Source organism: Aquifex sp., assembly GCF_056494385.1.
Map to the genome: position 1 here is coordinate 11727 of NZ_JBSLZM010000073.1, position 21652 is coordinate 33378.

Consider the following 21652-nt stretch of genomic DNA (forward strand, 5'->3'; position numbering starts at 1 on the left):
GAGATGCACCCGCCGATTTCCCTTATATTCTTCTTTTTAACCGCAGGCACTTCCATAGGGCTATTTATCTTCACCTACTTTATTGAGTTTCTTACCCTTTTCGGGAAGGGCCAAGGACTTCCCAAAGAAGTAGTCCTTATATCGGGTGTTATAAGCCTTATCCTTATAGGTATAGGTGCTATAGGTGCTTCCTTCCACCTGGGACACAAACTAAGGGCTTGGAAGGCGATAAAGAGGTTTAACACTTCTTGGCTCTCAAGGGAGGCCGTATTTAGCGGAGCTTACGGATTTACACTTCTCATATACCTTGTCCTAAAATACTTTGAGGTTTCTCCTTTCCTTGAACACACCTTTGGAATAATCACTTGGATTCTCGGAGTTCTAAGCGGTTTCTCAACAGCGATGATTTACGCAACAAACAAATTTGTCCTTGAATGGAACACGGGAATAACAGTTATTTACTATCTCTTAATGTATTTAATGCTGGGTTCTTCCGCATTTACGATACTATCCTACTTCTACAACCTACCTTATACGGGAACGTTCTTATTTTTAACCTTTCTATTTGTTCTTCTGGGATTCGGTTTCAGACTCGCCTTTAACATAAGGCAGTTTTACATCAGGCGTCCCACCCTTAACGAAGCCTTGAACCTTCCCCACAACAGACCCATAAGGGTTATAGACAAAGGTTCAACGACGGATAACTACTGCACAACCGAGTTCTACTACGCAAAAGGGAAACAGATGCTTCCCACTTTTATACCCCTCGCATACCTTTTTACCTTTATACTTCCCCTATTTCTGCTTATATACGTTTACATAACGGGAACCGTTAACATGTTCCTTCTTTCAACGATTTACCTATCCATACTCGTTGGAAGTGCAATAGAAAGATGGTGTTTCTTCGTTGAAGGAAATCACGTCCAGAACCTCTTTTACGGACTCTACCCTGAAGAGGGATATAAGCTCAGGAAAGGATACATGGAAAGAAAGGAAACGAGGATTTCCCTTTACGGCTGAGCTTCCCTCTTCTTTATCTCAACCCCTTTTATCCATATAGCTATAAACACTAACCAGAGGACGGATATAAGAAAGTCTGTAATAAGGAGATACTCCTTTCCGAACTTCAGGAAAATACCTCCCAAGATACCGCCGAGAAACGCACCGATGAACTGAACGGTATTGTAAACACCTACAGCTATTCCCCTTTTCTCAGAACCTGCAAACTTTGTAAGAAGGGAGGGAAGTATAGGCTCAAGAAGGTGAAAACCTATAAAGAAAAGTAAAAGCATAAGGAAAACGCCGTAAATATTTTTAAACAGTATGTGAACAAAGAATCCCAGAGAGATTAATAGTATTCCCGAAAGGTAAACGGGCTTTATTTTTCCCCTCTTTTCCGCAACTATTATAGCCGGAACCATTATAGCAAGAGATACGAGGATAACAGGCAGGTATATCTTCCAGTGTTCGGGCTTCGGTATGTTGTAGCTCTCTATAAGCTCAATCGGTATAACCGTGAATATGGAAACGAGGATAAGGTGAAGAACGCCTACTGATAGATCAACGGCAATCTGGTTTTTATCCGTTAGTATTTGGGGAAGGAGCTTTAAGAAAGGTTCTATCTCCTTTTCGTGTCTTTTAGGTTCGTGAATAAAGAGAAGGAGGTATAAGAGCGCGAGGAGAGATAACGTTCCTGTAAGGAAGAACATAAAGGGAACTCCGAACTTACCCGCCAGAACCGGAGCAACCACTATGCTGAAGGCAAAGGTCATTCCTATTGCCGCACCTATATGGGCAAAGGCTACCGTCCTTACCTCCTCCCTTATGAGGTCCGCGGATAGGGCTATAGCAGCGGAAGATATAGCACCCGCTCCCTGAAGGAAACGGGCTACGAGCATGGTCCATATATTTTGGGCTATACCTCCGAGGAAACTTCCCAGTGCGTATACAATAAGACCTATGGTTATAACACCTTTCCTTGAGTATTTATCCGAGAGATATCCGAAAGGAATCTGGAGTAAAGCCTGGGTTAGTCCGTATATACCTACCGCAAGCCCTGTTAAAAGCGGGGTGCTTCCCGAAAGCTTCTTAACGTAAGGTGCGAGGACGGGAAGAAGTAGAAATAGACCTAAGAATCTCGAAACGACTACAAAGGTTATTCCCGCTACTACTTTTTTCTCTTCATTTGTAAGCATAAAGAAAATTTTAACTCAGATATCCTCTATATCCTCACCTCTCAGCAGTCTCTGAGCATAGTTAACACATGCTAACACCATAAACCAAAGGGCGTGGTGTTGGGTGTTGTTAAAGTTTTCCTTAACGACAAGCGTTCCGTCGTCCTTTTCAACGACAGTTATATACTTAAAGGCTTCCTGGGCGAGAGCTTTGTTCCTCACCTTTTGGAGTATCCTTTCTTTTACCCAGTCGGGTAACGGTCTCTCTCTCATGTTAATTAAGAATAATGAAATCAAGATTTTATAGTATGACCTTTTCAAGGTGGAGACCTTGGGGAGGTGCGGTGTAGGGAGCTTTTCCCTTTCCTTCAAGGAGTTCTTCCATTAACGAGGGTTCGTAAACCCCGAGTGCTATTTTTACCGAGGTTCCCACTATCCTCCTCACCATATACCTCAGGAAGTGGGAAGCCTTTAGTCTTATCTCTATAAGCCTTCCCTCCTTCTTTAGGCTTACCTCTTGAATTTCTACAAGGGTATTCCTATCCTCTTCAAGTTTAGCAAAGGCTCTAAAGTCGTGCTTTCCCTTTACGAGTTCAAGAGTTTTCTTTAAAATTTCAAAGTTTATCTCTTTCTTCACCTGCCAGGTAAAGGGATAAAGGAAAGGGTCTCTCATCTCGGCGTTCCATATCTTGTAGAGGTAAACCTTACCCTTTACGGAATATCTCGCGTTGAACTTCGTAGAAACTTTCTTTACCTCATAAACCCCTATATCCTTCGGTAGTATTCCGTTCAAAGCGAGAAGGAGTTTCTCCTCGGGAAAGTTCTTTTCAACCTTAAAGTTAGCCACGTAATCAAGAGCGTGGACTCCCGCGTCCGTTCTACAACAACCGATTACCTTAACCTCTTTGTTGAAAATCTTTGAGAGAGCTTCCTGGAGGACTCCCTGAACGGTTCTCTCCTTTGGCTGAACTTGCCAACCCGAAAAGTTGGTTCCGATGAAGGCAAGCCGAATGAGGTAATTAATCATACTTCTTGAGTTCTTCCTTTATCCTCTCAATCGTATCAACCCTTAAGGGGTCGTATCCGTAAAGCTCCGCGAGTTTTATACTTACCCAGTCTGCCAAATGAACAAGGTAAAGAACTCTTGAAAGGTATGAGTTTCCTTCCCCTTTAAGCACTATAGGGACTATTCCCATATCCTTTAGGAGTTTCACAGTTATATCAACCCTTAGTTTAACCCTGTGGTGGTCCTTTTCGTCATACATAACTACGTAGCTAAACCTGTTCCTCAGGGAAGGATTGTTCCAACCCATAACCTCGTTATGGTGCATCTCGGGAAGGACAGCGTAGTAAAGAGGTGTTTTCGCGTTCTCGTTTATCTGTCCCTTCCACCTTTCCGCTACAGCATCTGTAAGGGGTGTTGAGTAAATCACCGGAACGTATCCGTATAGCCTTCCCGCTATTTTGTACCCTTCTTCCTTTATTTTTCCGAGGTTTTCCTTTACGTTTTCCTTAGCGTCTTCCATTTCCTCGGGTGTTACACCTACAAGACATAAGGTTTTTGAAAGTAGGTAGCCAAAGGCGTATCTAGGCTGAAAACCTTTAGGAACTTCGTAAACCTCACAACCGCTCTTTTCGGCAAGGTCCTTTAACTTCCCTCCCGAGGTTATACACACGGGCTTAATGCCTCTTTTCAGGGCTTCCTCAAAGTTTGAAAGGGTTTCCTCGGTGTTTCCGCTGTAGCTTATACAAACAACGAGGTAGTTCTCGTCAACGAAGGGAGGCAGTTCGTAACCCTTTACGACAAAGGAGGGAGTTTTTACACCCCTGTGGCTTAACCATTTACTCGCAAAGGTTCCGGCTATTCCGGACCCTCCCATTCCGCAGAAGACAACACCCTTGTAATCTGATAGGTCCTTACTTATCTCCTCGTAAACTATCTGCTCGTAAAATCTTTCAAGTAAACCCTCAACCCCCATGCCTTGATTTTAGCTTAAAATAAACCTGAACGTTAAGGGAATATGAGGGAAGTTGTTATAAATTCAGTAAGAAGTGTTATCCTTTCCGCAGAATTCCTCATTCCGTGGATATTCTTTTTCACGGTTCTTCTCGTTATAACTCCTTTACCCTATGTAGGTTTGGTCTCCTTTTACTTCCTTCTCCTGCTTATGAACTCAACAGTTATACACTTCACGGAAGTTCTGAAGAATAACAAGAGTTACGATATAAGAAAGGTTTTATTCCCGAAAAGCTCTGTTTTTAGCTATACCTTGGCTGAAGCTGTTTACCTTTACTTTGTAGCGGTTTTATCTTACTTATTCACAAAGTTTTACATAATCTTGGGCATTTGGTGGCTTTTTTACAAACCATACCTTTCAAAGGAGCTTTACATAGCGGAAACTTTTAGGGAGGGCTTTCAGGCTATGCTCGTCCTTCTTTTAATCCCGAACGGAAGATACGCAAAAGTGGGTGTTAAGTGGCTTTTTATATCCTCCATTCTTCTGCTCCTTTTCACCGGACTTGTTCTTTCCGTTGCAGGTGTGTTGCTTGCCTCTTTTGTAGCACTTCTTTTTGGCTTAATCCTTTCTCACTTTACCTTATATACTCTTGAGCACGTAAAAACCCTGGATTAGGTCTCACAGCAGGAGCGTTTTCTCCTCCTGCTCCTGTAAATAAGGTAAACACCGACTACTAAAAGTAGTATCGGAAAAATGTACTCCATTATTTTTTAAAATTCTTAAAGAGTTCGGGAAGACGCAACAGGTAAAGGTAAATCCTTTTCCACCTGTTCCACTCAATCGCAGGAAGGTTTGCACCGTAGGTTTTGTTAGGTTCTAAATCGTTTGCAACTCCCGACTTTGCGGTAACTATTACGTTATCTCCTATCTCAACGTGGTCTGCAACACCTACCTGTCCGGCGAGGATTACGTTCTTTCCTGTCTTCACGCTACCCGATAAACCCACCTGTGAAACGAGTATGTTGTTTTCCCCCACCCTGCAGTTGTGACCCACCATCACGAGGTTATCTATCTTTGTGTTTCTTCCTATAACCGTCGTCTCAATAAGTGCTCTGTCTACGGTAGTGTTTGCTCCTATCTCAACGTTATCCTCAACTACTACGTTCCCTATATGGTTAAGCTTCTTTATACCCTCGGGTGTTATATGATAACCGAAACCGTCAGCACCTATCACCGCACCGCTGTGAATTCTTACGTTTCTTCCTATTACCGTATTCCTGTATATGTGAACCCCGCTGAAGATAACCGTATTATCCCCTATAACTGTGTTGTCCCCTATATAAGTAAAGGGATAAATCTTAACGTTTCTTCCTATCTTGACGTTGTTTCCTATGTATACGAAATCCCCCACGTAACTTCCCGCGCCTATCTCAACCCCTTCACCTAGCGAAGCCTTTTCAGATATACCTACCGGATGTTCCTCGGGAAAGAACTTCTCAAGGAATTGAGCAAGGGCAAGCTTTACATCTTTAACCTTAACGTAAGGCTCACCGTCTACATCTTTGTTTACAACAAGGAGGACAATCTTCCCCTTTGCTTTTTCTATATCCTTATCGCTCTGACAGAAAACCACGGTTTCTTCTTTCGGATTTTCGGGCGTAGATATTCCCTTTATAATTCCCGAAGGATCTCCCTTCAGCTCTCCCTTTATGGTTTCTGCAACCTCTTTAAAGGTTACATTCATGCTTTACTCTCCGAAAATTTTTCGAAGAACCTTCTCAATTCCGTTTCCATAAAGTTTAAGATAGCATAATAAGTATTCCATGCTTTCCGTTCTCATTCAGGCAAAGAATGAGGAGAAGAACATAGGAAGAGCCATTAAAAGTGTGCAGGGTATTGCGGATGAGGTTGTAGTTCTTGATGACTTCTCAAAGGATAAAACTGCGGAAGTTGCAAAGAGCTTAGGAGCGAAAGTTTACAAACCCAAAGAGGGGATGAGTTATTCCCAAAAGCTGAATTACGGGGCGAAACTCTGTAAAAATGAGTGGATTATGGTTATAGATGCTGACGAAGAAGTATCCGAAGAATTAAGGGAGAACGTAAGAAAGGAACTGAAAAACCCCGGGTATGAGGCTTATAAGGTTACGAGGAGAACGTATTACCTAGGAAAATTTTTAAACCACGTGTGGTATCCCGAGTGGAGACTCAGGCTGTTTAAAAAGGGAAAGGTTTTCTTTGAAGGGGAAGTTCACGAAAAACCCGTGATTAAGGGAAAGGTTGGAAAGATAAAGGGTGATTTATACCATTACTCCTTTAAAAGTTTGGAACACCAGTTTGTGAAAAACCTGAACTACGCAAAAATTATGGCAAAAGCCATGCGGGAAAAGGGTGAAAAATTCAGGTTTTACAAGCTTCTCTTAAACCCTTTATGGAGTTTTCTTAAGCTTTACGTATTAAAGCTGGGATTCCTTGACGGATACAGGGGATTACTCGCTTCCCTCTCGGTAGCCATCTACACCTTTCAAAAGTATGCCTTCCTGCTTGAGCTTGAGCTTAAAGAAAGATACGGAGGGGAGCTCTGGAAAAGGGAGTGATTACTTCTTTATAACTCCGCAGGCTATACGTTTACCCGCATTTCCTGCAGGGTTTGACCTGTAGTCATCCCCCCTCTCGTGAATAACGATTGCTGTTCCCCCTTCTTTAAATAGGCTGTTTACCTTTCCTTCCTTTAGTGTAACGAAGGGGTTAAATACGTGAACTCTGAGGTTACCTTTTGAGTCGGTAAATACGTTAGGCATATCACCTGCGTGGAAACCCTTCGGATTCAAAAGTCCGTGTTCTTTTCCGAAGGGGTTGAAGTGTCCCTTAGCACTTTTAAAGTCGGGAGGTATACAGCTCCCCTTCTCATGTATGTGGAAGGCAAGCTCTCGGTTCGGCGGCAGGTTTGAAGCTTCTACTTTAAGAAGAACCCCGTTTCCCGCATCAAGAAGTTCAACCCTTCCTATAACCTTCCCCTCTCTATTTATAAGCTCCGCATGAGCCCTCTCTATCGCAAAAGAAATTGCACTCAAAACACTCAATCCCATAAAAAGAAGAGCTCTTTTCATCTTCCCACCTCCTTATAACCATTAAAATATCCTTCTATGAAAAAACAACTGATTGAACTCATTCTCATAATAGGTGCGGTCTTACTCATAAGGGAGTATTTAGCTCAGGCTTACAACATACCTTCCGCATCCATGGAACCTACTCTCCTAGTTGGAGACTTCATACTTGTAAATAAGCTCGTTTACTCTCTTTCCGAGCCCATGAGAGGGGATATGCTGGTCTTTAAATACCCGAAGAATCCCGATATAAGCTTTATAAAGAGAATTATCGCAAAGGGTGGGGACATTGTTGAGTTTATTCCCTTATACGATGAAAAGGAGGATTTAATATACTACGAAGTTTCAGTAAACAGAAAGGTTTATGAGCTCAAGTATGTTGGAAAGGAAAAACTAACGAGGGGAACATGTTACAAGTTCAGGGAGACTATATACAGGGAGGACGGAGAGGAGATACAGCATTACGTTTGCTTCAAAAGGCGTCCCTTTAAACTTCCGGGAGTCGCTTACAATGCGATAGACGAAAGCCTCTGTCTGAGATACAGCGAGGAGGGGGTCTGTACGAAGTTCGTTGTTCCGGAAAACAGCTACTTCGTTATGGGGGACAACAGGGACAACAGTCAGGACAGCAGGTTCTGGGGATTCGTTCCCCGTGAAAACGTGATAGGAAAGGCCTTTGTAATATACTACTCGGGTGAGGTTCCTCCTCTTACTCCGGCAGACGTTACACCTTTTACAGCTGTAAAGCAGATAGTTTTGGCTCTTCTCAACCCGAGATTTTCACGCATAGGGATACCATTAATTAATAAGTGATGGAGTTCAGGGTAGGTTTCGGTTTTGACTCCCACGAGTTTACGGAGAACAAGAAGTTAATACTCGGGGGTGTAGAGATAGATTTTCCCTACGGACTCAAAGGGCACTCGAACGGGGATGCACTTCTCCACGCAATAACGGACGCTATTCTCGGAGCCCTCGGTGAAAGGGATATAGGGGAGCTTTTCAGTGATGAGGATCCGAGGTGGAAAAATGCGCCTTCGGAAGTATTCCTGAAAAAGGCACTTGAGCTTATGAGGGAAAAGGGTTTTGAGCTATCAAACCTTGACTGCACGCTCATAGCCGATAGGCCTAAGATAGCCCCCTACAAAGACAGGATAAAGGAAAACTTATCGAGGATTATCGGTATAGGTAAGGATAGAATTTCCATTAAGGGAAAGAGGAGGGAAGGGTTTTGCAGGGAAGAGGGCATTGTTTGCATGTGTACCGTGCTTATTTACAGGGCTTAAAATTTTAAGAGGAGGTAGGAAGAAATGGAAGTAAGTCTAAATAAGCAACCCGATAAGGTTTACGACGTAATTATAATAGGTGCGGGACCGGCAGGAACAACGGCTGCGCTTTATACAGCAAGAGCCGGATGGAAAACTTTAGTTTTATACAGGGCGGAAGCTGACGGAGCTCTTGGTGTAACCCAAAAGATAGAAAACTATCCCGGAGTTCCCGGGCCTCTTTCCGGTTACGAACTCTTAAAGATAATGAGGGACCAAGCGAAAAGCTTTGGAGCTGAGTTTGTAAGAGGTAAGGTTATAGCTACGGATCTGAACAGTGATCCCAAAAAGGTTTATACAATAGACGGGAGGGAGTTTCAAGGAAAAACGATAATAGTTGCCTCGGGTGCTATGGAAAGGGCTAACAAGTTCAAGGGGGAGGAGGAATTTCTCGGAAGGGGTGTATCTTACTGCGGTGTTTGTGATGCGGCGTTCTTCAAAGATCAGCCCGTTGCGGTTATAGGTGACGACGATTACGCCATAGAGGAGGCTGAGTTCATAGCCCGTTTTGCAAGTAAGGTTTACTTTGTTGTGCCCGGAAGCAAGATAAAAGCACCCCCGGAAGTTGTAGAACACTTCAAAAACATGGAAAACGTTGAGGTACTCTTAAGACATAGACCCATGGAAATAGTGGGGGACAAAGTTGTAAAAGGTGTAAAACTTAAGGATCTACAACAAAAACAGGAAAAACTCCTTGAGGTTGACGGTGTATTCATATTCCTCGGAGGAACTAAACCCTCCGTTGACTTCCTCATGGGTCAGGTTGAGATGACGGAAGGAGACTGCATAGTGGTAAACGAGGAGATGATGACCTCCGTTCCGGGGGTTTTTGCAGCGGGAGATGTTCTGTGTAACGAGGTAAAGCAGGCTGTCGTCGCTGCGGCTATGGGATGTAAAGCAGCACTTGCGGTTGACAAGTTCCTGAGCGGAAAGAAGAAGATTGTTCCCCAGTGGTAACTCCTTTTTCCCCTGCTTCCTTTAAACTAAAACTCTATGAAAGTTGTTATAGTCGGTAACGGTCCTGCCGCAGCAAGTGCCGTTGAGGCTTTCAGAAAGGTAGATAGAGAAAGTGAAATAGTTATTCTCTCGGACGAAGAGTTTCCCACATACGCCCCAAACTGTATGGAAAACGTTATAAGGGACGATATATCCAAGGAAGCACTCTTTTACAAGGGAGGAGAAAGGTTTTACGAAAAACACAGGGTTGATTTCAGACCAAAAAAGGAAGTCGTAAGAATTGATAACGAGAGAAAGGTAGTTATAACGAAAGAAGGAGAAGAGATATCTTACGATAAATGTCTTCTTGCAGCGGGTGCTTACGCTTTTGTTCCTCCCATACAGGGTGTTGAGCTTGAAAGGGTCACGACCGCTAAAAACTTATACGATGCCTACAAGATAAGAAACTGGATTGTGTCGGGCAAGGTGAGGAGCGCCGTAATAATAGGTGCAGGTCCCATAGGTATAGAGGATGCGGAAACCTTAAGGCATCTCGGTCTTGACGTTACGGTGATTGAGGTTTTTGACCGAATACTCCCGAGGATGCTTGATAGACAGATGGGACACCTTTACCAGAAGCCCCTTGAGGAGGAAGGTATAAAGTTCCTTCTTGAACACCAGGTTGTCGCCATTCACGGCAAGAATGGAGAGGTTGAAGCGGTTGAAGTAAAAAAACGCGGAAGTGATAAGACCTCCTTCATAAAGACCGACATGGTAATAGTATCAACGGGTGTAAGACCGAGAACCTACCTCGTTGAAGGAACGAATATAGAGATTCACATAGACAAGAAACTCGGAAAACCGATAGGAGGTATACTCGTTAACGAATATCAGCAGACGAGTGACCCCGACGTTTACGCTGCAGGCGATATAGCCTCGGGGATTGATGCATGGGGCAATCACAGATGGATAGCTCTTTTCCCTCCGGCTCAGCAATCGGGATACGTAGCCGGGTTCAACATGGCGGGAAAAAGAGTCAGGAACACGGGACTCGTTGATTACAACGCGGTGAAGACTAGAAGTGTAACCGCGGGAAGCGGCGGGCTGTTTGAAGATGCGGAAGAGAGTTTCTTCCTTGAGTATAAAGAGTATCTCGTTAAGGTATTCTTAAAGGAGGGAAAGGTAAGGGGATACCAGTTCGTTGGAGTTCCGAAGTTTCCGAAACTAAACCCGAGAAACCCCCTTCTTAGGGCATTTAGGATAAACACGTGGGAGGAGAAAGTAGCCCTTGATAAAGGGCTCGGGCTTGAAGCCTCAGGGGTTCTCTACCACTTCTTTTTGAGGTTAAACAGGGAGTTCAAGGAGGTTCATAAAAAGCTTGTAGAAAAGATGTTCTTAAGGGGGCTCGCAGACCCCCGACGGGAAATTCCCCTATTTATACAAGAGGAAGCAGGAGTATAGCAAGAAGCGTAAAGGTAAGCGGGAAGGCTTCTTCCGCCTCTACGTCCCTGTATCCGTTTATTTCCTTAGGTTCTCCGAATATCACGTTCGGAAAGAGTTTAAAGCCTACCCAGTTCCAGGCTATCCATTCAGCTATAAAAAGTAAGGCAAGAAGGAGATTTCCCTTTATAAGTTCAACGTTCAAGAAGAAGGCGTATGCCGGAGCTATAACCAGTGCGGAAACGAGAGCCAAGAAGAGGAGTGTAGAGAACCTAGGAAGGTATGAACCTATACCCGTAAGCTCCTTAAACTTCAGGGAAACTCCCTGTCTCTTTAGGTGATAAAAGAGGAAATGGATAACGGTAATGGGGACAGCAAAGGCGAGAATAAAGAGGAGCATGTTCTCAGTGTTGAGCCAAGAAAGGGAAACTGTGGCTACAAAAAAGTTAAATACCCACTCCTCAACATTTTCAACCTTAAAGAGCTTGTAGGTGTAGATTAAGCTCGTTATTACCGCAAGAAGTGATAAAAGCAGTCCCGTCTTACCAAGCCCTAAGCTTGCAAAAAACAGAGCGAAGAAAACTAAGACGGGAAAAAAGAAGTCCCTACAACTCCTGCAGTTTTCAAAGAAGTATTCGGTTATAAAACTTAGAGGAACTACAGGAATACTTAGCATAGCCAGAAGCTTTACCATTCCCTTCACCTCCAAACCGTAATTATAACTTGACCCCTTAAGCTTTTAGCACTTACCTTTATATATCATGAAATACAGAAGTGATAAAGTAAAGAAGGGAATAGAGAGGGCTCCCCACAGGGCTCTTCTCAGGGCTTGCGGTCTTTCTGACGAGGACTTTGATAAGCCCCTTATAGGCATAGCAAACTCCTACATAGACATAATTCCGGGGCACGTTCACCTAAGGGAGTTCGTTGAGCCCATAAAGGAAGAGGTAAGGAAACTCGGCGGTGTCCCAATAGAGTTTAACGTGATAGGGGTTGACGACGGGATAGCTATGGGGCACGAGGGAATGCATTACTCCTTACCCTCAAGGGAGCTAATAGCGGATGCGATAGAAACGGTTGTTAACGCCCACCAGCTTGACGCACTCATATGCATACCCAACTGCGACAAGATCGTTCCCGGAATGCTTATGGGAGCCCTAAGGGTTAACGTTCCCACGGTTTTTATAAGCGGCGGTCCGATGCTGGCCGGAGAGGTTAACGGTCAGAAGGTTGACCTCATATCCGTGTTTGAGGGTATAGGAAAGGTAAAGAAGGGTGAGATGACGGAAGAAGAGCTGAAGGTAATAGAAGCCTCCGCATGTCCTACGTGCGGCAGTTGTTCGGGAATGTTTACCGCAAACTCTATGAACTGTTTAACCGAGGTTTTGGGTCTTGCCCTTCCGGGAAACGGAACCATACTCGCCATAGACCCGAGAAGGGAAATTCTCGCAAGAAATGCGGTAAAAGCCTTGTTTGAACTCCTTGAAAAGGACATAAAGCCGAGGGATATAGTGACGGAAGAGGCTATAGACGACGCCTTTACCGTTGATATAGCTATGGGAGGTTCTTCAAACACTATACTACACCTCCTGGCTGTAGCAAGAGAAGCGGGAGTAGAGTATGACCTTGCTAAGATTAACGAGATATCAAGAAGGACGCCAACACTTTGTAAGATTTCTCCCGCATCTCATTACCATATAGAAGACCTTGACAGGGTAGGAGGTATTCCTACGATAATGAAGGAGCTTGCGAAACTCGGAGTTCTTCACACCGATAGAATAACCGCAAGCGGTAAGAAGGTAAAAGAGATAATCCAAGAAGCACCGGAGCCCGACGGTGAAGTGGTTAGAACCCTTGAAAATCCCTATTCAAAGGACGGGGGAATAGCGATTCTCTTCGGGAACCTTGCTCCTGAAGGGGCAGTTGTCAAAACAGCGGGCGTTGACCCTAAGATGCTCACTTTTAAAGGTAAAGCTATATGCTTTAACTCCGAAGAGGAAGCTATAGAAGGTATCTTGGGAGGAAAGGTAAAACCCGGCCACGTGGTAGTGATAAGGTATGAAGGGCCAAAAGGCGGACCCGGTATGAGGGAGATGCTCTCTCCCACTTCGGCCATTATGGGCATGGGGCTCGGGGATAAGGTTGCTCTCATAACGGACGGAAGGTTCTCGGGAGGAACCAGGGGAGCGTGTGTTGGCCATATATCTCCCGAAGCCGCAGCGGGAGGTCCCATAGGAGTCGTTCAAGACGGTGATGAGATACTCATAGATATTCCGAATAGGAGGATAGAGCTTCTTATATCGGAGAAGGAGTTAAAGAAGAGACTTGAGAACTTCAAGCCGAAGCAGAAAGAGATAAAGAGCCCCTGGTTGAGAAGGTATGCAAAGCTTGTTGCTTCCGCCTCAAGGGGTGCTATCCTTGAGGCTTAAAAGTTTTAACTCTTTTAAAAGCTTTTCGGGTGTTACGCTTGCGGTTCCAAACTCTCCCACGACTATACCCGCACAGACGTTCCCCAGCTCACAGCACTCCTCCCACGTAGCCCCGGCGGTTTTAAAGGCGGTTATTGAAGCTATTACCGTATCACCCGCACCGGTAACGTCGTAAACCTTCCTTGCTCTTGCAGGGAAGTGTTTAACTTCACTGTCAAGGAAGAGGCTCATTCCCTTCTCCCCTCTGGTTACTATTAGCGTTCTTAGATTTAGTTCCTCCTTTAGTTTTCTTCCCAAACTTTCAAGCCCACCTTCCCCTGTCATTGCCTTAAGCTCTTTCTCGTTGGGTGTAACGAGGTCAACATCTCTGTATAGATGCTTGTTTTGTGGTCTCGGGTCAACGCTTGTGAACCACCCCTTTTTTAATACCTCTTCCATAACTTCTTGTGTTATAACTCCCTTTGCATAGTCCGAAACTATAACCGCGTCAACTTCTGAGTTTTTAATAATATCAAGGATACCCCGTAGGGTTTTTCCTTTTATCCTTTCTCTGCTTTCCCAGTCAATCCTTAAAAGCTGCTGATTCATAGCGACCACCCGTGTTTTCTTAGTCGTAGGCCTTTCATCTTCCACCTGAAAAAAGTTTATACCGCTTTCTTTACAGAGTTCCTTTATTATCTTTCCCCCTTCATCTTTCCCTATAACACCGCAGAGGTAGGTCTCTACACCCAGGGAACTTAAGTTTCTTGCAACGTTTGCAGCACCGCCGAGCCTGAACTCCTCACCTTCAACCTCAAGAACGGGAACGGGAGCCTCGGGAGAAACTCTCTCAACCTTCCCTTTAAGGTATGTATCAAGAATAACATCCCCCACCACGAGGATTTTCAAGCTCTTCAGTTTCCTCAGCAGTTCCTCAACTCTTCTGAGTTCCAGCATAGGGAATTATACTAATACTCCTCCTCCTGCCACATCTCTGGCTTGAACCTTACAACCCTGTTTCTTCCCCCCTCCTTAGCCTTGTAGAGGGCAACGTCCGCAAACTTAACACACCGCCAGAACTTACCGTTACAGTCCTTGGGAAACTCAGAAACGCCTATACTTACCGTTTTCCTTATAACCGTCCCATTCGGCAGTTTTATAGGTGTTTCTTCTATCCTCTTTCTTATCTTCTCCGCAACATGCTGTGCATATCCATCTTTTACATCCGTAAGAAGGACCAAGAACTCCTCCCCTCCGTATCTTATCAAGTAATCGGACTTCCTTATGGACTCCCTTATTAACTTTGCAACCTGTCTTAGCACCTCGTCTCCTGCGTCATGGCCGAAGGTGTCGTTAACTTCTTTAAAAAAGTCTACGTCAACCATAAGAATCCCTATATTTGAGTTTCTCCTTTGGGACTGAGCTACGAGCTTATCAATAATGTCTTCAAGGAAACGCCTGTTAAACGCTCCCGTTAACTTGTCTATGTAAGACTGTTTCCTAAGTTGTTCCATTAACCTCTTAGACTCAAGGACCGGGGATGCTTCTCTCAGGTATCCCTTTATGTATGGAATTATGAGTTTTATAAAATCCTTTATCTCTTTTTCATACACTATCTGAACTACGTTTCCCACCTTTCCCCCGACGTTTACCGGTATACAGTAATAACAGAAGTTATTTGATTCCTCTTCACACATAACGAAGTTGGGACATACACACTTGAACTCCTCCGAGTCAACGTCCTGACCAGTCCTCTTTGCCCTGCACTCCTCCGGCTTTTCAAAAATAACGTTTGTACACCAGCTATCCCTGCCCCTTACCGCTATCTTCTCTATCGTGTTTGAGTCGGTAACCTCGTATATAGAAAACTTATCAAGACTCATGTAGTCCGAAAGAACACTTTCTATTCTTCTGTAAACGTCTTCCTTTGTGGAGTCAAGCTCTATAGTTTTCTTAAACTGGGATATTCTCACCAGCTCATCTATTATCTTTTCGGTATCCCTTACCTCGTTCTCGGTCTCCATAAGGTTGTATCCGAGAAGTGTGTAAACCTTTTCCCTTATACTTTTTAGAAGAGCATTCAGAGAGTTAACGACCTCGTTTATTCTATTTGCGAGGGGAAGGAAATCTCTATCCAGATTTGATAGGTTCATCCTTACACCGAAATTTCCCCTTTCAAACTGATTAAAGAGGTTTGTAATCTCCAGGAGGAAGTTGCTCAAGGACTTGAAATTCCTTAACACAATAATGAGGGAAATTAACCCGACGAGGGAAACAATTCCCACCAGGGTTCCCCATACAAAGAGCCCGAAATTCCTGTAAGGGGTTATATCCATAGTTATGGATATCGCTCCGAGAACCTCTCCCCTTTTTACATTATGGCATGCCATACAGTTTACGGAAGGGGTAGGCTCCGCTTTGTAAGGTATCACAACCCTGTAAAGAACTCTTTCTATGGATTCAATAAGTTCTTCTTTCGGTTTTCCGTAAGCGAGAACCTCCTTCTCTATCGTATAAACGGGTTCTTCGTAATGTTTTCCTTTTCCGAACTGCTTTATTACCGCATTACCCCTCAGAACTCTTACCTCTTTGAGGTTTTTCATTCCCATTATCTGAGCGAGGAATATATCCCTTTTATCCATTGAGTTTGTAAGCATAAGGGTTGTAAGGGCACTTCTTACTACTTCCGCAACCGTATAAGCCCTCTCCTTTGCGGGTTTTAAAACTGATTTCCTTACAGAGAAAAAACTAAAGGCAAAGATCAGTATAAGGCTTACGCTCCAGAGGATAATAAGTTTTTTTCCAAAGCTTTTGCTCATTTAAATGCACCTTTATTAAAATTTAATCATGAAGGTATTTATATTAGGTGGGGGAAAGGGAACAAGACTCTGGCCTTTATCAAGGGAAAACTTTCCAAAGCAGTTTATAAGGCTCTTTTCAAAATATTCCTTCTTTCAGGAAACCGTAAGAAGAGCCTTAAGGCTCACCTCTCAAGAAGAGGTTTTCGTTATAACCGGGGAGAGATACGAGTGGCTCATAAGGAGTGAGCTTGAAGAGATAGGAGCGGAGAACGTAAACGTTATCGTTGAACCTACAGGAAGGAACACAGCTCCGGCGATAGCTCTTGGGGTAAAGGAGCTTTTAAGACTTGAAACCCCCCCCAACGAGTGTATTCTCGTCCTTCCTTCGGACCATCTTATAAGGAATGAAGAAGCTTTTAAGGATGCGGTTGATAAGGGAAAGAAAATTGCAAGAAAGGGTTACATAGTCCTCTTCGGTGAGAAGCCGGCTTATCCGGAAACGGGATACGGTTATATAAAGCTCCTCAAAGAAATTGAGAACGGTGTTTACGAGGTTGAGAAGTTTGAAGAAAAACCCGATTACGAAAGGGCTAAGGAGTATGTGAAAGATGGGAAACATCTCTGGAACTGTGGTATATTCCTCTTTACCCTTGAGAGGATAGTAAAAGACTACTCGGAATACTTGCCCGAGCTTAACTTAAACCTAAAGTTTGAGGAGTTCAGAAGAGCCTTTTCCGGCTTTCCCGATATATCTTTTGACTACGCAATCCTTGAAAAAACGAATAAGCTCGCAGTTGTAAAGATGGAGGCGGGATGGAGCGATGTAGGTTCCTGGAAGGCGGTTTACGATAATATGGAAAAAAACGGAAGGGGTAACGTCGTAATAGGAGACGTAGAAGCGATAGATACCGGAAACTCTCTTTTACTCTCTCAGGGGAAAAATCTGATAGCATGCGTAGGTCTTGAAGACTTTGTTATAGTAGGAACCGAGGACGCAACACTCATAATAAGAAAGGAGGAAGCCCAGAAGGTAAGGGACATAGTAAAACACCTGAAAAAGAAGGGGGATGATAGGGCTGTTGAGCACATAACGGTATTTACCCCCTACGGGAGTATAACGAAGCTTGAGAACGGGGAGAGATACAGGATAAGGAAGCTTGTCATAAAGAGGGGGAAAGACATACCCCTCAGAATGCACCACCACAGGACGGTTCACTTCATAATCCTTAGGGGAACCGCAAAGGTGAGGATAAACGGGAGTGAGAAGTTTTACCACGAAAACGAGAGTTTCTTTATACCAAAATCAACACCTTATAAAATAATTAACGTCGGAAGGATACCTCTTGAGATAATAGAAGTTGAGAGCGGAGAGTATTTAGGAGAGGACGATGTTGAAATACTTGAATGAGAAGTTCATACACTACATGGCGGAATACTTTTTTGAGTTTGAAAAGCGAAAGGAGTATTACAAGCTTGCAAACAATCTGCTTAGTTCCTACCAGAAGGGAAAGAAGTTTAACAGAAGCCTGCTAAAAAGGGTGAAGGAAAGCCTAAACCTCTGGATAGATAACCCCAACCAGATACAGGTTTATGCGAGATTTTTAAACGGAATAGAAAAGGAAGGTGTTAAGAGCTTCGGTGAAGCTGTAGCGATAGTTCCCCTAATAAACAACTACAGAGAGTTGTGGAGGGAGATGGAGAGCTCGGAGAATAAACCTCTCCGGTTAAAGGAGTATATAGAGAAGCTCACAGCCTGTGAGATATGCATACGGGGACTTGAGGGGGAAGATTTCTTTAACTGTCTCACTCAGAACGTGGACTTCTTAACCGCTACACAGATTGCAAACCTTTTCTTTAACGAGGTATTCTTACCCCTTAACGAGGAGATAGCGAAACTCCTTAACGTTTCCAGCGAAAACTACTTTGAGCTTATTAAAAAGCTTAAGGGAGCGGACCTAAGAAAGGTCTACGCATCCCTTTACGTCCTTCTCCAGAGGGATAACGTAAAGATTAACCACGTGAAGAGACTACTCGGGATAAGCAGGGAAAGGGAGCTACTCAAAGAGGCTTCATACCTTTGGAACACGGGTGAGTATTACAAAGCCCATGAAGTTTTAGAAGAAGTGTGGGGACTTTTTAAGAATGAGGAGATAAAAAAGTGCTACAGGGGTCTCATAAGGGCTGCCATAGCCCTACACAGGTTGAAAGAAGGAAACGTTGAATCCGCAATGAACGTTATAAAGCAGGCCTTAATGGATATGGTTGATTGTCCGGAAAACTTCAGGGGTATAAACTTGGGCGAGATAAGGGCTTATCTTGAGGAGGTCCTCGGAACCAAGGAGCTTGGCAACGTTCCCGAGTTTAAATATAATATTAAATCTGAAGAGGCGGCGTAGCTCAGCTGGTTAGAGCGGGGATCTCATAAGTCCCAGGTCGGAGGTTCGAGTCCTCCCGCCGCCACCAAATCCCTTAAAATCTTCTCTATGTTCGGCCTAATCCACAAACACAAAAGGATAGCGGTAATTTTCATAGCTGTAGCTTCACTCTCATTCCTGTTCTGGATGTTTTCCATTTCGGACATAAGGCAGATGCTTTCGGGAAATCCATGCGTTGCAACTGTTAAGAACGAGTGTATAACCGTGAGGGAGTTCAGGTTTGAACTTCTGAAGTTTGCAGGACTCCTTGATAGAGAGGGTATGAGACAAGTTGTTAAGAACTTCGTTTTATCCTCTCTCATAACACGGGAGGTTTTATACCTAAAGGCTAAGGAGCTCGAACTTTACGTTTCAGACGAGGAGTTACTTGAAGAGATAAAGAAAAGAGAAGAGTTTAAGGAAAATGGTAAGTTTTCCCCCAAAAAATACATAGAATTACTACAAAGGCTTAACATAACCCCAGAAGAATACGAAGAAATACTTAGGAAAAGTCTTATGGCTTTGAGGGTAAGTAAACTCGTGGAACTCGGAACTTACGTTCTTCCCGAAGAGCTTGAGATACAAAAGAAAATTGAGAGTGCACTTGTAAGTGGAAAGCTATACCTCATAATACCGAATGACGTAAAGCTTGAGTATAAGCCTACGGAAAAGGAGATAAAAGACTATTACGAAAAGCATAAGGAAGAGTTTAGGGAAAGAAGTGAGAAGCTATACTACGCTTGGGAGCTAAAAGATAAGGAAAAGGTGAAAGAGATTTACAAAGCTATAAAAGAAGGAAAAGTTCCTGAAGGTTATAAAAAACCTCCTGAGAAATTTAAAGAAACTTTGGAAAAATTAAAGGAGGGTGAGGTTAAAATCCTGAGAGATAACGGAACCTATTACGTTTTATACTACAAGGGTTTAAAAAAAGGAAGGATAAAAACCCTTGAAGAGGTAAAGGATGAAATAGAAAAAAGACTTATTGAGAAAGAAAAGAGAGAAAAACTCAGTGAGTATGCCAAGGGCTTGATGGAAAATCTAAGAAAAGGGAAAGAGGTAGGGGTAAAACCCGTTAAGTTTGAGAAAGAGAACCTTGAGGGTCTTAGAAGAATTATGAAACTTGATAATAGGGATATACTCTTAATACTTTTCGGAAAGGATAAGGTAAAGGGAGTTTATCCCGTATTCGGTGGTTATGGAATTCTCGTTGTTGAAAAGGTGGAGTACAAAAAGCTCGGAGAGAAAGAGCTTAAGGATATAAAAAACAGGATTAAGGAAACAAAGTCCGAAGACCTCATTCGTTTGCTTGTTGACAGGTTAATGAAAAAATACGGGGTGAATGTAAACAGGGAGCTCCTTGAACGTCTTTAATACTTTCTCTCTTCGGGTTTATACTTTGTTATCCTTACGGGTATATACTCAAGCTTTAGGTTTCCGTTGTTGTCGTAATAAACGAGGGAGTGCTTTAGGAAGTTCTTGTCGTCCCTTTGGGGGTAATCCTCCCTTGAGTGTCCTCCCCGTGACTCTCTTCTGTGAAGAGCTGAGTACGCAACAACCCTTGCGAGTTCAAGCATATTTCTAAGCTCCATAACCTCTATAAGATTAGTGTTAAACACCCTTCCTTTATCAACTACGGGTATGTTTTTCCATCTCTCAAGGAGCTCCGAAAGTTCTTCGTATGCCTCTTTTAAGGATTTTTCGTCCCTGAATATACCTACTTTACCCCAAGTTATCTCTCCCATCTGAGCCCTTATATCCGCAAGGCTTTCCTTTCCTTCCCTCTTGAGAAGGGTCTCAACATATTCCTCACCTCTTCTTGCTTCACCCTCACTTACGGAAACAAAATCGGTATTCTTAACGAACTCCCTTACCGCCATACCGCAGTATTTTCCGAAAACTATTAACTCAGTTAAGGAGTTTCCTCCCAGTCTATTTGCACCATGAACAGAAACACAGGCACACTCACCTACCGCGTATAGCCCTTTCAGGGGTGTTTCAGAAGTTCTGTAATCAACGACGTGAATACCCCCCATGCAGTAGTGGGCCGAGGGCCTTATGGGAACGAGGTCCTTTACGGGGTCAACACCCTCAAAGTCTATGGCGAGCTGTCTTACCTGAGGAAGCCTTTCGTTTATCTTCTCTTCACCCAGGTGTCTAAGGTCAAGGTAGACATAAGCTCTTGCCCCTTCACCGACTCCCCTTCCTTCCCTTATCTCCGTCTCTATAGCTCTTGAGACGATATCCCTCGGAGCAAGCTCCATCTTATCGGGGGCGTATCTCTTCATAAAGCGCTCCCCTTCCCTGTTTAAGAGGTATCCCCCTTCACCCCTGCAGGCTTCCGAGAGGAGTATCCCCGTTTTTGCAAGACCCGTGGGGTGGAACTGGATAAACTCCATATCCTTTAGGGGAATACCTGCTCTGAGAGCTACAGCCTGTCCGTCCCCCGTGTTTCCTATGGCGTTTGTGCTCCTGAACCAGTAAATACGAGCAAAACCCCCCGTTGCGAGAACAACCGCCTTAGCCTGAAGAAATAAGACCCTCCCGTTCCTTATGTCATATACCGATACCCCTTTAACCCTTTCCCCGTCGTGAACGATATCAAGGAGGAAATACTCGTTAAAGAAGGTTATATTATCCCTTGCAAGTGCCTGTTCAAAGAGAGTGTGTAAAAGAACGTGTCCCGTTTTATCTGCTGCGAAAACCGTTCTCGGAAAAGAAGCTCCCCCGAAGGGTCTTTGGGCTATCCTTCCGTCCGGAAGTCTTGAGAAGGGAACACCCCATCTATCAAGCTCGTATATTATCTCCGGTGCCCTTTCTGTCATGAAGAAAACCGCATCTTGGTCTGCGAGAAAATCGGAACCCTTTATCGTATCATATGCGTGAACCTCGGGACTGTCATCGGGAATAACGTTCCCGAGTGCTGCGTTCATACCACCCTGTGCCGCACCAGTATGGGAACGAGTGGGGTAAACCTTTGAAACAAGAGCAACTTTTAAACTTTCATCTTTGGCAATTTCAACAGCAGTCCTAAGACCCGCACCGCCTCCGCCGATAACTACGGCGTCAAACTTTTCCACAAGCATAGCTTTATTATA

Annotated in this window: 21 protein-coding genes and 1 tRNA gene; 12 read left to right on the forward strand and 10 right to left on the reverse strand. The window is 43.9% G+C overall.

Going from position 1 to position 21652, the window contains the following annotated elements; genetic code table 11:
• The first annotated feature begins 3 nt into the window (after window positions 1–3).
• Window positions 4–1020, forward strand: a complete 1017-nt coding sequence (gene sreC, locus ACWB1W_RS05690) for a sulfur reductase subunit SreC (protein ID WP_479370418.1) — start codon at window positions 4–6, stop codon at window positions 1018–1020.
• Here the strand turns inward: sreC and ACWB1W_RS05695 are convergent.
• Genes ACWB1W_RS05695 through ACWB1W_RS05710 form a run of 4 tightly spaced genes read right to left on the reverse strand, consistent with a single transcriptional unit; the run spans window position 1011 to window position 4153 of the window.
• Entirely contained in the window at window positions 1011–2195 is a 1185-nt protein-coding gene (locus tag ACWB1W_RS05695; RefSeq protein WP_479370419.1) for an MFS transporter, read from the reverse strand. The genes sreC and ACWB1W_RS05695 overlap by 10 nt on opposite strands.
• A 15-nt stretch (window positions 2196–2210) precedes the next feature.
• Complete coding sequence (locus ACWB1W_RS05700; RefSeq protein WP_479370420.1) at window positions 2211–2447, reverse strand: hypothetical protein; 237 nt, start codon at window positions 2445–2447, stop codon at window positions 2211–2213.
• A gap of 28 nt (window positions 2448–2475) precedes the next feature.
• Window positions 2476–3201, reverse strand: coding sequence for a tRNA pseudouridine(38-40) synthase TruA (truA, locus tag ACWB1W_RS05705; RefSeq protein ID WP_479370421.1), 726 nt, complete (start codon window positions 3199–3201; stop codon window positions 2476–2478).
• On the reverse strand, window positions 3194–4153 hold the full coding sequence (locus tag ACWB1W_RS05710) for a bifunctional phosphoglucose/phosphomannose isomerase (protein WP_479370422.1): 960 nt from the start codon (window positions 4151–4153) through the stop codon (window positions 3194–3196). The genes truA and ACWB1W_RS05710 overlap by 8 nt, the downstream gene beginning before the upstream one ends.
• A 42-nt stretch (window positions 4154–4195) precedes the next feature.
• On the opposite strand from ACWB1W_RS05710, the gene ACWB1W_RS05715 reads away from it, so the two are divergent.
• Window positions 4196–4807: a hypothetical protein gene (locus ACWB1W_RS05715; protein WP_479370423.1), complete on the forward strand. Its 612-nt coding sequence runs from the start codon at window positions 4196–4198 to the stop codon at window positions 4805–4807.
• 88 nt (window positions 4808–4895) lie between these two features.
• On the opposite strand, the gene lpxD is transcribed toward ACWB1W_RS05715, so the two are convergent.
• Window positions 4896–5876, reverse strand: coding sequence for a UDP-3-O-(3-hydroxymyristoyl)glucosamine N-acyltransferase (lpxD, locus tag ACWB1W_RS05720; RefSeq protein WP_479370424.1), 981 nt, complete (start codon window positions 5874–5876; stop codon window positions 4896–4898).
• A gap of 79 nt (window positions 5877–5955) precedes the next feature.
• Here lpxD and ACWB1W_RS05725 point away from each other — a divergent pair, with 79 nt between their 5' ends.
• On the forward strand, window positions 5956–6726 hold the full coding sequence (locus ACWB1W_RS05725; RefSeq protein WP_479370425.1) for a glycosyltransferase family 2 protein: 771 nt from the start codon (window positions 5956–5958) through the stop codon (window positions 6724–6726).
• On the opposite strand, the gene ACWB1W_RS05730 is transcribed toward ACWB1W_RS05725, so the two are convergent.
• On the reverse strand, window positions 6727–7239 hold the full coding sequence (locus ACWB1W_RS05730) for a superoxide dismutase family protein (RefSeq protein WP_479370426.1): 513 nt from the start codon (window positions 7237–7239) through the stop codon (window positions 6727–6729).
• Between the two features lie 36 nt (window positions 7240–7275).
• On the opposite strand from ACWB1W_RS05730, the gene lepB reads away from it, so the two are divergent.
• Genes lepB through ACWB1W_RS05750 form a run of 4 tightly spaced genes read left to right on the forward strand, consistent with a single transcriptional unit; the run spans window position 7276 to window position 10955 of the window.
• Entirely contained in the window at window positions 7276–8049 is a 774-nt protein-coding gene (gene lepB, locus ACWB1W_RS05735; RefSeq protein WP_479370427.1) for a signal peptidase I, read from the forward strand.
• Entirely contained in the window at window positions 8049–8519 is a 471-nt protein-coding gene (ispF, locus tag ACWB1W_RS05740) for a 2-C-methyl-D-erythritol 2,4-cyclodiphosphate synthase (protein WP_479370428.1), read from the forward strand. The genes lepB and ispF overlap by 1 nt, the downstream gene beginning before the upstream one ends.
• A 24-nt stretch (window positions 8520–8543) precedes the next feature.
• A complete protein-coding gene (gene trxB / locus ACWB1W_RS05745) occupies window positions 8544–9515 on the forward strand; it encodes a thioredoxin-disulfide reductase (protein WP_479370429.1) in 972 nt (323 codons plus the stop codon).
• 36 nt (window positions 9516–9551) lie between these two features.
• Window positions 9552–10955 (forward strand): NAD(P)/FAD-dependent oxidoreductase, encoded by a 1404-nt coding sequence (locus ACWB1W_RS05750; RefSeq protein WP_479370430.1) that lies wholly within the window; start codon window positions 9552–9554, stop codon window positions 10953–10955.
• On the opposite strand, the gene ACWB1W_RS05755 is transcribed toward ACWB1W_RS05750, so the two are convergent.
• Window positions 10930–11628 carry a hypothetical protein gene (locus ACWB1W_RS05755; protein WP_479370431.1) on the reverse strand — a complete coding sequence of 233 codons (699 nt, stop codon included), beginning with the start codon at window positions 11626–11628 and terminating at the stop codon, window positions 10930–10932. The genes ACWB1W_RS05750 and ACWB1W_RS05755 overlap by 26 nt on opposite strands.
• A gap of 67 nt (window positions 11629–11695) precedes the next feature.
• On the opposite strand from ACWB1W_RS05755, the gene ilvD reads away from it, so the two are divergent.
• On the forward strand, window positions 11696–13363 hold the full coding sequence (gene ilvD, locus ACWB1W_RS05760; RefSeq protein WP_479370432.1) for a dihydroxy-acid dehydratase: 1668 nt from the start codon (window positions 11696–11698) through the stop codon (window positions 13361–13363).
• On the opposite strand, the gene rfaE1 is transcribed toward ilvD, so the two are convergent.
• Entirely contained in the window at window positions 13337–14299 is a 963-nt protein-coding gene (gene rfaE1 / locus ACWB1W_RS05765; RefSeq protein WP_479370433.1) for a D-glycero-beta-D-manno-heptose-7-phosphate kinase, read from the reverse strand. The two genes, ilvD and rfaE1, sit on opposite strands and share 27 nt — an antisense overlap.
• An 11-nt stretch (window positions 14300–14310) precedes the next feature.
• A complete protein-coding gene (locus ACWB1W_RS05770; RefSeq protein ID WP_479370434.1) occupies window positions 14311–16161 on the reverse strand; it encodes a GGDEF domain-containing protein in 1851 nt (616 codons plus the stop codon).
• Window positions 16162–16189: 28 nt separating this feature from the next.
• On the opposite strand from ACWB1W_RS05770, the gene ACWB1W_RS05775 reads away from it, so the two are divergent.
• From ACWB1W_RS05775 to ACWB1W_RS05790, 4 genes are all read left to right on the forward strand, one after another.
• Window positions 16190–17551, forward strand: coding sequence for a mannose-1-phosphate guanylyltransferase/mannose-6-phosphate isomerase (locus ACWB1W_RS05775; protein WP_479370435.1), 1362 nt, complete (start codon window positions 16190–16192; stop codon window positions 17549–17551).
• Window positions 17532–18539 carry a DUF309 domain-containing protein gene (locus ACWB1W_RS05780; RefSeq protein ID WP_479370436.1) on the forward strand — a complete coding sequence of 336 codons (1008 nt, stop codon included), beginning with the start codon at window positions 17532–17534 and terminating at the stop codon, window positions 18537–18539. Before ACWB1W_RS05775 ends, ACWB1W_RS05780 begins: the two co-directional genes overlap by 20 nt.
• Window positions 18530–18606, forward strand: a tRNA-Met gene (locus ACWB1W_RS05785). The genes ACWB1W_RS05780 and ACWB1W_RS05785 overlap by 10 nt, the downstream gene beginning before the upstream one ends.
• Before the next feature lie 20 nt (window positions 18607–18626).
• Window positions 18627–19928 (forward strand): peptidylprolyl isomerase, encoded by a 1302-nt coding sequence (locus ACWB1W_RS05790; RefSeq protein WP_479370437.1) that lies wholly within the window; start codon window positions 18627–18629, stop codon window positions 19926–19928.
• On the opposite strand, the gene ACWB1W_RS05795 is transcribed toward ACWB1W_RS05790, so the two are convergent.
• Window positions 19925–21640, reverse strand: coding sequence for an FAD-dependent oxidoreductase (locus ACWB1W_RS05795; protein ID WP_479370438.1), 1716 nt, complete (start codon window positions 21638–21640; stop codon window positions 19925–19927). The genes ACWB1W_RS05790 and ACWB1W_RS05795 overlap by 4 nt on opposite strands.
• Window positions 21641–21652 lie beyond the last annotated feature (12 nt).